Origin of the sequence: Microcystis wesenbergii FACHB-1317 (genome assembly GCF_014696875.1) — a bacterium.
Classification (GTDB): domain Bacteria; phylum Cyanobacteriota; class Cyanobacteriia; order Cyanobacteriales; family Microcystaceae; genus Microcystis; species Microcystis wesenbergii_A.
This window is the reverse complement of sequence record NZ_JACJQV010000247.1, coordinates 1-15,208: the sequence shown is the minus strand read 5'-3', so window position 1 is coordinate 15,208 and position 15,208 is coordinate 1. Positions and strand designations below refer to the sequence as shown.

The following is a 15,208-nucleotide window of genomic DNA, read 5'->3' as shown; positions in this document are numbered from 1 at the left end:
AATACGACAATCCCATTAAATATTTTACATCGCGACTTACACGCCTTATTTTTGCGCTGTTTCAATGAGGGACATAAATTCCCCGACAGACGACCGACGGCTGAGGAATGGCGTGGTACTTTGGAAGCTGCACTAAAAGAGGTTATACGCTGTGGCAAAGTTGATAATCATTACTACAACCGCAGTTACGGAAAGTGTTATTGGTGTGAGCGATCTAGTGATTTAAATTTTGATATTTTTCCGGGTAAAAGTATCGCTACTGTGACATCTACACCGTTACCTAAAGTAGCGCCTCCAGCGCCCTCTTCGCCACCACCTCCCCCAGCAAAGCTAACTCCATTTACCGAAAACCTACCCAATCGAGTCACACTGGAGATGGTGAGCTTACCAGCAGGTCAATTTCTCATGGGTTCTCCTCACAGTGATCCCGATGCTGCAAGTGATGAAAAGCCTCAACACCAAGTTAAAGTCAACAGTTTTGCGATTGGGAAATATCCAGTGACTCAGGCACAATATGAAGCGGTAATGGGAACCAATCCCTCTTATTTTAAAAATAATCCCCAAAATCCCGTAGAAAAGGTTAGTTGGGACGATGCTCAAGCCTTTTGTCAGAAATTGAGTCAAATAACCGGCAAAACCTATCGCCTACCGACAGAAGCGGAATGGGAATATGCTTGTCGTGCGGGGACTACCACTCGCTTTTATTTCGGTGATGATGCTAATCAGTTAGGAGATTACGCTTGGTATGACGGAAGTTCTCAGAAGACAACTCATCCTGTGGGCCAGAAAAGGCCCAATGCTTGGGGACTCTATGACATGAGTGGCAATGTTTGGGAGTGGTGCGAAGACGATTGGCACGATAACTATATCGGAGCGCCAAAGGATGGATCTGCGTGGTTTATCAAGAATGATAATCGTTCTCAGTCTGCTAAGTGTCTGCTCGGCGGTTCTTGGAACAACTACCCTAATTTCTGTCGTTCTGCCAGCCGCTACTGGTACTTCCCCAACTTCGACTTCAACTTCAGCGGTTTTCGGGTTGCGTGTGTCTCCAATGTGACATCTACACAGTTACCTATCGCTAATGTGACACCTACACCGTTACCTAAAGTATCGCCCAGATCGCCCTCTTCGCCACCACCTCCCCCAGCAAAGCTAACTCCATTTACCGAAAAAATATCCAAGGGAATAACACTGGAGATGGTAGGCTTACCAGCAGGTAAATTTCTCATGGGCTCTCCTGACAGTGATCCCGATGCTAAAAGTTATGAAAAGCCTCAACACCAAGTTAAAATAAACAGTTTTGCTATTGGGAAATATCCAGTGACTCAGGCACAATATCAAGCGGTAATGGGAACAAATCCCTCTCATTTTTCAAATAATCCCCAAAATCCGGTAGAAAAGGTTAGTTGGGATGATGCTCAAGCCTTTTGTCAGAAATTGAGTCAAATAACCGGGAAAACCTATCGCCTACCGACAGAAGCGGAATGGGAATATGCCTGTCGTGCGGGGACTACTACTCGCTTTTATTTCGGTGATGATGCTAATCAGTTAGGAGATTACGCTTGGTATGACGGAAATTCTCAGGATAAAACTCATCCTGTGGGCCAGAAAAGGCCCAATGCTTGGGGACTCTATGACATGAGTGGCAATGTTTGGGAATGGTGCGAAGACAATTCGCACAATAACTATATCGGAGCGCCAAAGGATGGCAGTGCTTGGCTGACAAATGATAATGATTATCACATACTGCGGGGCGGTTCTTGGTACGACTTTCCAAATTACTGCCGTTCCGCTTACGACTTCACCTACTTCCGCCGCGACTACTACTACTACGTCGGTTTTCGGGTGGTGTGCGTCCCCAATGTGACATCTACACAGTTACCTATCGCTACTGTGACATCTACACCGTCACCTAAAGTAGCGCCTCCAGCGCCCTCTTCCCCACCACCTCCCCCAGCAAAGCTAACTCCATTTACCGAAAACCTACCCAAGGGAATAACACTGGAAATGGTAGGCTTACCAGCAGGTCAATTTCTCATGGGCTCTCCTGACAGTGATCCCGATGCTGAAAGTTTTGAAAAGCCTCAACACCAAGTTAAAATAAACAGTTTTGCGATTGGGAAATATCCAATTACTCAGGCGCAATATCAAGCAGTAATGGGAATAAATCCCTCTTATTTTAAAATCAATCCCCAAAATCCGGTGGAAGGAGTTAGCTGGGACGACGCTCAAGCTTTTTGTAAGAAATTGAGTCAAATAACCGGCAAAACCTATCGCCTACCGACAGAAGCGGAATGGGAATATGCTTGTCGTGCGGGAACTACCACTCGCTATTATTTTGGTGATGATGCTAATCAGTTAGGAGATTACGCTTGGTATAGCGGAAATTCTCAGCAGACAACTCATCCTGTTGGTCAGAAAAGGCCCAATGCTTGGGGACTCTATGACATGAGTGGCAATGTTAGGGAGTGGTGCGAAGACAATTGGCACGGTAACTATATCGGAGCGCCAAAGGATGGCAGTGCTTGGTTAACAAATGATAGTGATTATTCAATAGTGCGGGGCGGTTCTTGGTACACCTATCCTCCTTCCTGCCGTTCCGCGATTCGCAACGGCAACAACCGCCGCGGCTTCAACAACTTCGAGCTCGGTTTTCGGGTGGTGTGCGTGCCCAATGTGACATCTACACAGTTACCTATCGCTACTGTGACATCTACACCGTTACCTAAAGTAGCGCCTCCAGCGCCCTCTTCGCCACCACCTCCCCCAGCAAAGCTAACTCCATTTACCGAAAACCTACCCAATGGACTAACACTGGAAATGGTAGGCTTACCAGCAGGTCAATTTCTCATGGGTTCTCCTGATAGTGATCCCGATGCTGAAAGTTGGGAAAAGCCTCAACACCAAGTTCAAGTAAACAGTTTTGCGATTGGCAAATATCCAGTGACTCAGGCACAATATCAAGCAGTAATGGGAACCAATCCCTCTGGGTTTGAAAATAATCCGCAAAATCCGGTAGAACAGGTTAGTTGGGATGATGCTCAAGCCTTTTGTCAGAAATTGAGTCAAATAACAGGAAAAACCTATCGCCTACCGACAGAAGCGGAATGGGAATATGCTTGTCGTGCGGGGACTACTACTCGCTATTATTTCGGTGATGATGCTAATCAGTTAGGAGATTACGCTTGGTATAGCGGAAATTCTCAGCAGACAACTCATCCTGTGGGCCAGAAAAGGCCCAATGCTTTCGGCCTCTACGATATGCACGGAAATGTCTGGGAGTGGTGCGAAGACAATTGGCATAATAGCTATCAGAATGCGCCAAGTGACGGCAGTGCTTGGCTGATAAAGGATAATGATTATCAAATAGTGCGGGGCGGTTCTTGGTACGGCCTTCCAAATCTCTGCCGTTCCGCTTACCGCAACTTCAACTACCGCCGGGGCAACATCGTCAACTACTTCGGTTTTCGGGTGGTGTGCGTCCCCAATGTGACATCTACACAGTTACCTATCGCTACTGTGACATCTACACCCCTACCTAAAGTAGCGCCTCCAGCGCCCTCTTCGCCACCACCTCCCCCAGCAAAGCTAACTCCATTTACCGAAAACCTACCCAATGGACTAACACTGGAAATGGTAGGCTTACCAGCAGGTCAATTTCTCATGGGCTCTCCTGATAGTGATCGCGATGCTAGGGATTTTGAAAAGCCTCAACACCCAGTTAAAATAAACAGTTTTGCGATCGGTAAATATCCAGTGACTCAGGCACAATATCAAGCAGTAATGGGAACAAATCCCTCTCATTTTTATAATAATCCCCAAAATCCGGTAGAAAGGATTAGTTGGAATCACGCTCAAGCCTTTTGTCAAAAATTGAGTCAAATAACAGGAAAAACCTATCGTCTCCCCACAGAAGCGGAATGGGAATATGCCTGTCGTGCGGGGACTACCACTCGCTTTTATTTCGGTGATGATGCTAATCAGTCAGGAAATTACGCTTGGTATTACAAAAATTCTCAGCAGACAACTCATCCTGTGGGCCAGAAAAGGCCCAATGCTTGGGGACTCTATGATATGCACGGAAATGTCTGGGAGTGGTGCGAAGACGATTGGCACGATAACTATATCGGAGCGCCAAAGGATGGCAGTGCTTGGTTAACAAATGATAATGATTATCAAATATTGCGGGGCGGTTCTTGGTACGACGTTCCGGATGACTGCCGTTCCGCTTTCCGCTACTACAACTACCGCCGCGGCAACCTCTTCAACTACTACATCGGTTTTCGGGTGGTGTGCGGTGCTGGGAGGACTCTGTAACCCTTATTCTCTTTTTACCCTTTTTTACCCTTCCCTTGTTTCAAGGCTCTGCCTTGAAACACAATATTTAAGGCTTTGCCTTAAAGCAATATTCAGGTAGAACCCTTTATTCAGTGAACAGTTAACAGTTATCAGTTTGAGCCGTAGGCTGGTTTGAGGAACGAAACCCAACCCAATGATTTAAAAGTGTTGGGTTTCACTATCGTTCAACCCATCCTTGTATATTGAGAGAGGTGGTAGACCGTCCCAACCTTGGTCGGAAAAGACCGCTTTCTAGCAAGGGTCACCACCATAATCTCCCTGACAAAACTCGAACAGTCGCCGGGGTCGTGGCGAAAACAATCAATTGTTAAGCTAAGAGACCGTATCGGGCAAGGATGAGTAAAATCAAGGGGATGCTCTCCAAAATAACCATCAATTCTGCTTGCTTTAGTTAGGTTCAATCATGGAAAATATCTCTCAATGGGTGGGCATTGACATTAGTAAAGCGACCCTAGATGTTTATCTTCGCCCCCTCGGTAAAGCGATGAAAGTTGCTAACACAAAGGAGGACATATCTAAACTGGTCGAGACCCTAAAATCCTACACTGTCAACCTCATCGTTCTGGAAGCGACAGGAGGTTTAGAAACTGAACTGGTGATTCAATTACAAGAAGCGGATTTACCTGTAGCCTTAATCAATCCCCGTCAAGGAAGAGACTTTGCTAAAGCCACTGGTAAATTAGCCAAAACCGATGCCATTGACGCTCAAATTTTAGCTCATTTTGGCGAGGCAATGCAACCGCAAATATTAGCGGTTGAGTCGGAAGAATCTCGTCAATTGGGCGACTTAATTAGTCGTCGCCGGCAACTTGTCGAGATGCGGACTGCCGAAAAAAACCGACGGGAACGCGCTCGCGGTAAAGCTTTGGTCGATATCGAAGCCCATCTTGAGTATCTCGATAACTGCCTTCTAAAAACTCAATCAAGAAATTGAGGAATTGACCCAAGCTAACCAACAATGGCTCGAGAAAGTCAATTTACTCAAAACCGTGCCGGGGATTGGTCAAGTAATTTCTACTACTCTCGTCTCCGACTTACCAGAACTCGGTCAATTAACCGCCAAACAAATCTCTCGCTTAGTCGGTGTTGCGCCGATTAATCCTGATAGTGGTCAACATAGAGGTAATACCATTTTTCATAAGTAATGGCAGAGATGGTTAATCGCCCTCACCCCTAACCCCCCCTGCCCCCCCGACATCGGGGGGCAAGATACCTGCCAAGAATAAAGAAAAATGGTATAAGCGGATGATTCAGGGAGGTCGCGCTCAGATTCGGGCGACTCTTTACATGGGGGCGGTGGTGGCTATGGGTCATAATCCGGTGATTAAAAGCTTTTACGAACGCCTAGTCGGACGCGGTAAATCAAAAAAACTGGCTCTGACTGCTTGTGTGCGGAAAATCTTAGTTATTCTTAATGCAATGGTTCGCCAAAATCAGCCTTGGCAGCTTGCTGACAATTTACCACCTTGTTCCTAGAGATTCACACTTTTTGTTATCTCTGATCAAGGGTTGCGCTTGCTTTGGTTTAACCTGAGCGACTTAGTTTTTGCTGCGCTTTTTTCTGGCTTGAGATTTTAGGTTCGACAGCAACTCCTTGATTGTTTTTTGAGTTACCCCTTGACAATCAAGACAGTCGCTACGGACTGAAATGTTGGGTTTCGCTTTCCCCTAAAATTGAGAGGTTTTCTTTAACCCATTGATTCGCTCAACCCAACCTACGGACTGGCTCAAAACCAGAGCTACGGACTGGCTCAAAACCAGGGCCAGTCAGCAGGTGCAGAGCAGAAGAAGTTAAGAACATTCCCCGCAATAATGGCCAGCAGGGGCTGGAGAAATAAGGCGGGGAATGCCTGCTTGAGCTAGAGGTTCTGGAACAGTACGTTGGAGTTAGTGAGAGTGGGAGATCCCGTCAACGTGACGATCGCCAACGGGCTGAAGGTTGATCCCGCAGAGCCATCGGCATCGTAGGAGAGTACCCCACCGCTGTAGGTGAGGTAACCGCCAGCAATTGCACCTGTGTAGGTTGTGGTTCCCAAAGCCCCGTTACCCAAGGCTGTGAAGGCGCTGGCACCGGTTATATCGAACACGATGGTGTCGTTGAAACCGGTGATCACATCCTGCTGGTCGTAGATGCTCAGAAACCGGAAGGTGTCGCCGCCGCCACCGGTGAGGGAATCGTTGCCGAACCCGCCGACGATGGTGTCAATACCATTACCACCATTGATGGTATCATTGCCAGATCCGCCGTAGATCAGATCAAAGCCGCCGAGTCCGATGATGTTGTCGTTGCCGGTGCCGCCCCTGATAATGTCGGCGCCGGTGCCGCCGTTGATAGTGTCATTGCCGTCGCCGCCATTGATGGTGTCGTTGCCGTCGAGGCCGCTAAGGTTGTCGTTGCCGGTTGATCCGGTGATGGAATCCGCTCCAGCTGTACCTGAGCCAATCACAATACTGCCTCCAGACGGCCCATCATTCGGGTCAGGACCGCCGCCCACGGTCATAGCGATGGTGGCGGAATTGGCAGCACCCTGGTTGCCAGCGGTATCGAAATAGCCATTGGACACTGCCACTGTTCCCGTTGGCGACTGGAAGTCAGTAGGGGTGAAGGTGGCGGTATAGGTATCGCCGTTAACGCTAGTGAAGTTGCTCAGCACCCCCTTGGTCAGGGTCACGTCGCTGGCGGTGAAACCGCTTACGGTTTCGCTGAACTGGAAGGTGACCGTGGTGCTAAAGTTCTGGCTGGTGAGCGGTGAGTTGTCGAAGGTGATGCCCACGGTCGGATTGAGCGTATCAATCGTCACCGTATCCGTACCCGCTCCACCGGTGTTACCTGCCACGTCGCTGTAGCTATCGGCTGCCACGGACACCGAGCCGGTGGTTTCCACCGCATCGTCGGCCGTGAAGATGGCCGTATAGCTGTTGCCATCCACCTGGGTGAAGTTGCTCAGTGTTCCGCCGCTGACGTTCACATCACTGTTGTCAAAACCGGTGACATCTTCGCTGAATTCAAAGCTGACTAGAGAACTGTTAGTTCCGTCGTTCAAGGAAGCATTAACAATGTCCAGTGCGAGGGTCGGATTGAGCGTGTCAATCGTCACCGTATCCGTACCCGCTCCACCATTGTTACCGGCAATATCACTGTAGCTATCGGCTGCCACGGACACCGAGCCGGTGGTTTCCACCGCATCGTCGGCCGTGAAGATGGCCGTATAGCTGTTGCCATCCACCTGGGTGAAGTTGCTCAGTGTTCCGCCGATGACGCTCACATCACCGACCGTGAAGCCATTCACATCTTCGCTAAACTCAAAGGTTACCAGAGAACTGTTATCGCCGTCGTTGAGGGAAGTATCAACGATATCGACTGCGAGGGTCGGATTGAGCGTGTCAATCGTCACCGTGTCCGTACCCGCTCCGCCGGTGTTGCCTGCCACGTCGGTGTAGCTGGCCGCTGCCACGGACACCGAGCCGGTGGTTTCCACAGCATCGTCGGCCGTGAAGGTGGCCGTGTAGCTGTTGCCATCCACCTGGGTGAAGTTGCTCAGTGTTCCGCCGCTGACGCTCACATCACCGACCGTGAAGCCGCTGACAGTTTCGCTGAACTGGAAGGTGACGAGAGAATTGTTATCACCGTCGTTGAGGGAAGTATCCACGATATTGACGGCGAGGGTCGGATTTTTGGTGTCAATCGTCACCGTATCCGAGCCGGCTCCACCATTGTTACCGGCAATATCGGTGTAGCTATTGGCTGCCACGGACACCGAGCCAGTGGTTTCCACCCCATCGGTAGCCGTGAAGGTGGCCTGGTAGCTGCTGCCGTCCACCTGGGTGAAGTTGCTCAGTGTTCCGTTGGTCGGGGTGACATCATCGACCGTGAAGCCGCTGACAGTTTCGCTGAACTGGAAGGTGACGAGAGAATTGTTATCACCGTCGTTGAGGGAAGTATCCACGATATTGACTGTCACTGTAGGTGGAGTTGTATCGTAGGGAACGAAAACAAATTGCCCATCTACCGCCTTGATACCGTCGGTGCCGTTGACGCTTGTGGCTCTGACACCAAGGGTGACAACACCCTGAGCCAATAACGATTCAATCTCTACCCCTTGATCCTTGCTGTAGCTGTAAGTATAGGTATTACCCGCAGTCAGAAGACTGCTGCCATTATGCTCCGTTCCCGTTAACCCCGTATCGGAAATCTTGTCGTATCCATCCCAGACGATACCAGTCCCATTCATATTGAGACTGTTGTCAGCCTTGGAAAGAACTATATTGCCATCCGCGTTGCTATCGCCATTAGACCACCACAACGCGTTGAGATCCATCGACCCCTTCTTCATATCAACAGTCCACTGATTTGTGACCGTGTTGTAAGAAGCGGTGAACCAGAGAGCCTGGGTAGTGTCGCCGTATTCCCAGGTGTAAGTGCCTTCCTGCAATGCCATGATCAAGACTCCCAATCAACAATTCTATACATACGGCGGCTTCAGGCTTAGTCTGGTACATCTTCTAAGGGTCAATGCTTATCCAATAAGGAGTTATCGGTGCCACACGGATAGAGAAACCGCCGTATGCAAATGGTAACAGATTATGTAACGTATGTAACCATTCAGGGGGGGGCTACGGACTCAACCCAACAAAAAGGACTTGTAGGTTGGGTTGACGTAAGGAAACCCAACTATAGTACGCTTGGATTGACCCAAGGAAACCCCACAAAAGGTCATGAGAAGCGATCTCCGATGCCGACGGATTTAGGTGTTGGCTGTTGGGTTTCGCTTTCCCCTAAAATTGAAAGGTTTTCTTTAACCTATTGATTCGCTCAACCCAACCTACGGACTTCCTTGAAAAATCCCAACTTAGGTTGTAGGTTGGGTTGAGGTAAGGAAACCCAACTATAGTACGCTTGGATTGACCCAAGGAAACCCCACAAAAGGTCATGAGAAGCGATCTCCGATGCCGACGGATTTAGGTGTTGGCTGTTGGGTTTCGCTTTCCCCTAAAATTGAAAGGTTTTCTTTAACCTATTGATTCGCTCAACCCAACCTACGGACTTCCTTGAAAAATCCCAACTTAGTAGATTTAGAAAAATGAGATGCACCCTGCCAAATGCTATATTGTCTCATACTTCATCTTTATGAGAAACGCCGTAACTTACTTTTATAGGTAATACTTTTGATATATCGCTCTTGGAGGAACTCTGGCAAAAATCTTACAGTCTCTCAACTCTGGCTCTCTTATGGGGTAAGCCTTCAAGCGAGTGCTAACTAACAGAAACCCGAAATTTGAGTTTTTATTAGAAAAAAAGTTAGCGTTCCCTTGTCAAGCAAGGGTTTCAGAACCTAGATTCGGTCAGGGATTTCCGAAAGTCCCAGAAGAGCGTTAATACTGCACACTTAAAACTCGCATCTGATAACTGATAACTGATAACTGATAACTGCTATAACCCCCCCCAAACTAATCGGGCTGCCCAAAAGGGAATTAACAAAAATAAAGCAATAAAATCAGGCCATCTTAACTGTAATTGGTGCCAGCGCACTTGATGCTGATTGGGACTGGTAAAACCGCGAACCTCCATAGCGATCGCTATTTGTTCGGCGCGCAAAAGCAAATTATCTAGTAATTTTTCCACTACTGTTAACCAGACGTTTAAACTCTTTTTAATCCCTAATTTCTGCCAATCGATCGCCCTAGTTCGCACTGCCCTGGCTAGATTTTGCACTTCTTCTAAAACCAGAGGAATAAAGCGTAAAGAGAGGGTCAGAGTCAGAGAAATTTCCGTCACTGGCACATTAAATCGCCGTAAAGGACTCATTAAATTCTCTAAACCTTCGGTAATTTCTTCCGGGGCCGTCGTCAATAAAAAGAGATTAGTGCTATAAATCAAAGTAAAAATTAGGGTACTAATTCTCACTGCTAATTCCAAAGAACGTCGGGTAACAAATAAACGACCTCTATCCCATAAAACATACTGATAATCACTTGCTGGCGGTAAATTCAGCCCTTCCTCTGGTAAACGCGGCTGAATACTCACCCCTAAACCATCGGGAGTGATAGCAGTAATCAGAAAGACGATAATCGCCAAAAATATCAGCCAGCCCATCTGTTGCCGCCAGACGCGGGGGGGAATAGGAGCCAACAGGGTTAACAACATTAACAATCCCACCAAAGCTAAACGCCACCAAGGATTAGCCAATAAAGGTGCTGCTAAAAAAGCCATTAACCAGATAAATTTTACCCGCGCATCTAGTTGATGTAGTCGGGTAATCGGTTGATCGAGATAAAGACCGATGGGCAAACTTCGCAATAAATCCATAAATTAGACCTTGGTGGCTCTATTAACCGTTTTTTCCACTTCTCGCGCCGGTTTGCCGCGCCAGATTAAGCGGATCGGGGTTCCTTTAAAGCCTAACTGTTGCCGGAATTGCCCTTCGATGTAACGGCGATAGTTATCATTAAAGCGCTGGGGATCGTTAACGAAAAGGGCGATCGTGGGGGGTTGACTCGATACTTGCGTGCCATAGTATAGTTTCCCCTGTTTTCCGCCCCTGGTGGTGGGGGGATTGTGCCATTTAACCGCATCTTCGATCACATCGTTGATTACCGAGGTACTGACGCGACGACGGTGAGATTCGGCGGCAATATCGACTAATTCGAGGATTTTAGTGACTCTTTGCCCCGTCATGGCACTGACAAAGATCATTTCTGCCCAATCCATAAAATACAGTCGATCTTGGAGCATTTTGGTATAAGTATTGATGGTGTAGGTGTCTTTCTCCACCGCGTCCCATTTATTGACCACTAGCACCACCGCGCGCCCTTCTTCAATGATTCGCCCTGCTAATTTTAAATCCTGTTCGGTGACACCATCTAGCACATCGATGACGAATAGCACCACGTCAGACCGGCGAATTGCCTTAAAAGCACGGTTAATACTGAAAAATTCGGCTCCATAGTCCACATTCTTCTTACGGCGAATGCCGGCGGTGTCAATTAACCGATAAACCTGTCCCTCTCGTTCAATTAAAGTATCGATCGAGTCTCTGGTGGTTCCCGAAATCGGACTAACGATCGCCCGTTGTTGTCCGGTTAAAGCATTGAGGAGACTGGATTTACCCACGTTAGGACGACCGATAATTGCCACTTTAATTTCTTCATTTTCGGGAATTTCCGCCCCAGGTGGCAAATATTTAATCACCGCATCGAGTAGTTCTCCTGTACCGGAGCCGTGAATGGCCGAGATGGGGAAGGGTTCAGCGATGGCTAATTCCCAGAATTCCGTCGCTTGCAGGATACCCTGTTCCACCGATTCACATTTATTAACTGCCAAAAGTATCGGGACATTTTGCTGTCGTAACCAAGCGGCAATTTCTCGATCGCCGGCGGTAATTCCTGCCTGGCCATCGACAACAAAAATCGCCACACTTGCCTCTGCTAGGGCGATTAAAGCCTGTTCGCGGATTAAAGGGAGAAATTCGCTGTCATCGTTAAAAACTAGCCCCCCTGTATCGACAATTTGAAAATCTCGATCGCACCAGAAAGCTGGTTGATAGGTGCGATCTCTGGTAATCCCGGGTTGATCGAAAACGATCGCCTGTTGATCTCCAGCGATACGATTGACGAGGGTAGATTTGCCCACATTGGGACGACCGATAATAGCGACGACAGGCAGTTTCATAAAGGGAGGAGGGGACGGAAATTAAAGACCCAATATTCTATCATAGCGATTTGCGATCGACCTTGGTTGATTTATCTGTTTCTGTTCAGTGCTGAGACATTGAATACTTTAGTCTGTAGAACTTTGGTGTATAAAAGACTAGAATCCAGCTTATGCAATCTGGTCAACTAGAGCAAATTTTAGGACGAGAGCTACAGCGTTATCGCCAAGAAAAAGGGTGGTCGCAAGAGTATTTGGCGGAAGTAACAGGTCTGCATAGAACTTACATCAGCCAACTAGAGCGAGGATTAAAAAGTCCATCAGTGAGAGTGCTTAGTCATATTACTAATGCTTTAGGTCTGAGGATGAGTGAATTTTTGTATTCCGTAGAGGAATCCCTAAGTGTTAACGAACGACGAGACTAAAAGACTAAAGCAGGCCATTCTAGCCGCAATTGCCTCACCATTGATTGGCTCGATCGAGGATTATAACTGGGAAGCAATTTTTCATTATGTCAAGAATATTTCTTTATCGGCTCCTGCCCTAGGCAGAAACAAACTACTCTACGATGCAGTGGACGGTAAAACTGCCAGTGGTTGGTCGCTAAAATCTCTACAACTGAATAGTTTAACTACAGATAATACCTTTTTGTTCGTAATTCAACGAGCAGATATTATCAAAAAAGCCATTCAACTTGGGCTTCCCTCTTTGAATATGCAATCTTCTCCCGCACAACTGGGAACCGCTATTATTCAACACTGGAACGAGAAGATTCGCTCCAGTCAAACTGCTCAAAATGTCATCAACAGCTATGAGGGAATATTACTAAAAAACCGAGAGGGCAATGAATATGTTTACTGTGAATACCCCCTTAATCCTCTTGATCCTAATGTTTTTTCTTGGGCATGGACAATAGATAAAAAAACTGGGGGAGTAGGGGCAGGTTTACAGGGAAGCATCGCTGGCAAAACTGAGTTAGTTTGGTACAAAAATCAGAAACAGTTGTTTAGAAGCAGAACAATCCCCGCTGCCGCTATTCGTCTGAGAATTGAGAGAACTCGTCTGACAATAGATCGATATGTGGAGACAATTTTTGCAGCGCTACAAACCCAAACTAATACTCAAGATTTTGTCCCATAGAGTCTGCTACCACTTTGGCTAACAATGGTGGCACAGATTCTCCAATTTGAGAGGCCATATCAGTATAAGTCCCTAAAAAGTGAAAATGATCGGGATAAGAATGTAATCTTGCTGCTTCACGAATTGTGATTGTCCGATTCTGGGTCGGATGAAAAAATCTGCCAGAACCGGGATGAAAAAACCACCTTGTAATTGTTCTTGCTGGTTTATCCCAAGAAAGTCGACCATAGGCCCCGCTATAGTGTTTTTTCGGTGCTAATTCAGCAGGTAAATCTCTCGCATCTTGTCCTTCCGCCAGCATTTGCACTCTTGACATTTGAATTGGTGTTAAAGCACGGGCAATATGATTAACAATTTTTTGACTTTGCTCACGCATCTTCTGTTGATATATGGTCTCGGGTTCCCTAGTATAAATTTCGTGATCATAAGCTTGTCCTGCTTCTAAAGGAGGTAAATCACTAATGGCATCTTTAACAGTAGTAACTGCGGCAATATTTGGTTCTAGTAAGGTAAGCTGTGTCCAAGATTTTACAGCTTTATAATCACTTCTGATATCACCAGAATGAGTTGCTTGGGGAAGGGATGGTAAACGCTCTAGACTAGCTAAAAAAAAGGCTCTTGAGCGAGTTTGTGGCACTCCATAATAAGCGGCGTTTAGGGAGGTAGTAACTACTTGATAACCCCAAGATTCTAACTGTGCTACAATTTCATCTCTGATGATACCGCCATAAGCTTTCAAAATTTCAGGAACATTTTCCATGACTACATGAAGAGGACGAAACTCTTGAACAAATTCTAAGAAAGACTTATATAAATGATTGCGAGAATCATTAAGATAGCGATACCCAGCTGGGATATTTCGTGAAAATCCTTGACAGGGTGGGCCCCCAATCAGGGCAGTTAGTTCTTCTCTTTGTAAACCTAAGTATAAGCGCAGTTCTGATGGATTAACTTTGCGGATGTCTTCCTGAAAAGTGCGTGTTTTAGGATAATTATGTTGATAGGTTGCTAATGCTTTCGCATTTACATCAATTGCACAGATAGATTCAAACCCAGCTAAATGAAATCCCGTGGTCAATCCGCCCGCACCAGAAAATAAGTCGATAATTTGTTGTTTCATATTTGAATACTATCGTATTCGGAGCCTCTTGTCAACTAAATATAATAGCGATAGTAAGCTGTACTGCATTTAAACTGCGTATTAAGTATTTTAGTACAAAAGCTCTAGCTATCTCTCCCTACACCCTATACCCCACACCCCACTCTCCTATAGCTTTTAAACGGGATTTAGTATGACAGGTCTAATGACCCAGAAAACAAGGAAGCGCGAGCGATTCATGTTAATTTTTATTAAGAAGCGATCTTTGATGAGAACAGACAACTATGAACCTCGAGATTCCCAGTGCCGTAAAAACTTGGTCACAATTTGGCCATCCCATTCTCATGTGGGTTTTATTAGGATTAACTATCTATGCGCTCTATTCGGGGCTACAATGGCGACGGACGCGGACAGCAGATAAAGACCTAAAAAAAGAATTATTGCCCAAAAATTTTCGCACTAAACACTATCAAATTGGCTCCCTCATCCTCGCTTTAATGGTGTTGGGGACGATCGGGGGTATGGCGGTAACTTATATTAATAACGGTAAATTATTTGTCGGTCCCCATCTGCTGGCCGGTTTAGGAATGGTGGGTTTAATCTCGATCAGTGCCGCTTTAGTACCTTTAATGCAAAAGGGCAATGAATTGGCGAGAATCACCCATATTACCCTTAATGCCGTCATTTTAGGTCTTTTTGGCTGGCAAGCCTTCACAGGAATGGATATAGTCCAGCGTATTCTCAGCAAAATGTAAGAAACTTTGAAAAGATAGGATGCGTCATCAGACGCATCCAAACCTGAAAAGTGCTTTCAAAGTTAATCACAAATTAGACCTCCTGCAAAAGTCTTATTCAGCTACTTGATGATAGCCTAAAGCAAGTTCATAGTTGTAAATGCCAGCGATTAAATTAAATCTCAGACCAAAACGCCGTCTCCGATTCCTATATCTTGATGATAAAAT

8 protein-coding genes and 3 pseudogenes are annotated in these 15,208 nt (G+C 46.6%); 6 read left to right on the top strand and 5 right to left on the bottom strand.

The window, feature by feature from the left end; all coding sequences use genetic code 11:
• The 3 genes and pseudogenes from H6F92_RS26410 to H6F92_RS25330 form a co-directional block, all read left to right on the top strand.
• The coding region (locus H6F92_RS26410; protein WP_242030278.1) for a formylglycine-generating enzyme family protein at nucleotides 1-4,317 on the top strand (4,317 nt) is incomplete at its 5' end.
• A 445-nt stretch (nucleotides 4,318-4,762) separates the two neighbouring features.
• Nucleotides 4,763-5,483, top strand: a pseudogene (locus tag H6F92_RS25335) (IS110 family RNA-guided transposase); the annotation flags it as partial.
• 115 nt (nucleotides 5,484-5,598) lie between these two features.
• A pseudogene (locus tag H6F92_RS25330) lies at nucleotides 5,599-5,835 on the top strand (transposase); the annotation flags it as partial.
• A gap of 383 nt (nucleotides 5,836-6,218) precedes the next feature.
• Here H6F92_RS25330 and H6F92_RS25325 read toward each other — a convergent pair.
• From H6F92_RS25325 to der, 3 genes are all read right to left on the bottom strand, one after another.
• Nucleotides 6,219-8,798, bottom strand: a complete 2,580-nt coding sequence (locus H6F92_RS25325) for a beta strand repeat-containing protein (protein ID WP_190359972.1) — start codon at nucleotides 8,796-8,798, stop codon at nucleotides 6,219-6,221.
• A 992-nt stretch (nucleotides 8,799-9,790) separates the two neighbouring features.
• Complete coding sequence (locus H6F92_RS25320; RefSeq protein WP_190359971.1) at nucleotides 9,791-10,666, bottom strand: energy-coupling factor transporter transmembrane component T family protein; 876 nt, start codon at nucleotides 10,664-10,666, stop codon at nucleotides 9,791-9,793.
• Between the two features lie 3 nt (nucleotides 10,667-10,669).
• On the bottom strand, nucleotides 10,670-12,028 hold the full coding sequence (gene der, locus H6F92_RS25315) for a ribosome biogenesis GTPase Der (protein ID WP_190359970.1): 1,359 nt from the start codon (nucleotides 12,026-12,028) through the stop codon (nucleotides 10,670-10,672).
• A 152-nt stretch (nucleotides 12,029-12,180) separates the two neighbouring features.
• On the opposite strand from der, the gene H6F92_RS25310 reads away from it, so the two are divergent.
• Together H6F92_RS25310 and H6F92_RS25305 are read left to right on the top strand one after the other, a co-directional pair.
• Nucleotides 12,181-12,432, top strand: a complete 252-nt coding sequence (locus H6F92_RS25310; RefSeq protein ID WP_002761350.1) for a helix-turn-helix domain-containing protein — start codon at nucleotides 12,181-12,183, stop codon at nucleotides 12,430-12,432.
• A complete protein-coding gene (locus H6F92_RS25305) occupies nucleotides 12,410-13,147 on the top strand; it encodes a hypothetical protein (RefSeq protein WP_190359969.1) in 738 nt (245 codons plus the stop codon). Before H6F92_RS25310 ends, H6F92_RS25305 begins: the two co-directional genes overlap by 23 nt.
• Here H6F92_RS25305 and H6F92_RS25300 read toward each other — a convergent pair.
• Complete coding sequence (locus tag H6F92_RS25300; RefSeq protein ID WP_190359968.1) at nucleotides 13,122-14,267, bottom strand: DNA cytosine methyltransferase; 1,146 nt, start codon at nucleotides 14,265-14,267, stop codon at nucleotides 13,122-13,124. The two genes, H6F92_RS25305 and H6F92_RS25300, sit on opposite strands and share 26 nt — an antisense overlap.
• Nucleotides 14,268-14,530: 263 nt before the next feature.
• Here H6F92_RS25300 and H6F92_RS25295 point away from each other — a divergent pair, with 263 nt between their 5' ends.
• Nucleotides 14,531-15,001: a DUF4079 domain-containing protein gene (locus H6F92_RS25295; protein ID WP_104395263.1), complete on the top strand. Its 471-nt coding sequence runs from the start codon at nucleotides 14,531-14,533 to the stop codon at nucleotides 14,999-15,001.
• A gap of 93 nt (nucleotides 15,002-15,094) precedes the next feature.
• Here H6F92_RS25295 and H6F92_RS25290 read toward each other — a convergent pair.
• Nucleotides 15,095-15,208 (bottom strand): annotated as a pseudogene (locus H6F92_RS25290) (IS5/IS1182 family transposase); the annotation flags it as partial.

Excerpts from the sequence above, each read along its gene's own strand:
- H6F92_RS25300 (WP_190359968.1), bottom strand. The coding sequence starts at position 14,267 with ATGAAACAACAAATTATCGACTTATTTTCTGGTGCGGGCGGATTGACC.
- H6F92_RS25325 (WP_190359972.1), bottom strand. The coding sequence starts at position 8,798 with ATGGCATTGCAGGAAGGCACTTACACCTGGGAATACGGCGACACTACC.
- H6F92_RS25320 (WP_190359971.1), bottom strand. The coding sequence starts at position 10,666 with ATGGATTTATTGCGAAGTTTGCCCATCGGTCTTTATCTCGATCAACCG.
- H6F92_RS25295 (WP_104395263.1), top strand. The coding sequence starts at position 14,531 with ATGAACCTCGAGATTCCCAGTGCCGTAAAAACTTGGTCACAATTTGGC.
- H6F92_RS25310 (WP_002761350.1), top strand. The coding sequence starts at position 12,181 with ATGCAATCTGGTCAACTAGAGCAAATTTTAGGACGAGAGCTACAGCGT.
- der (WP_190359970.1), bottom strand. The coding sequence starts at position 12,028 with ATGAAACTGCCTGTCGTCGCTATTATCGGTCGTCCCAATGTGGGCAAA.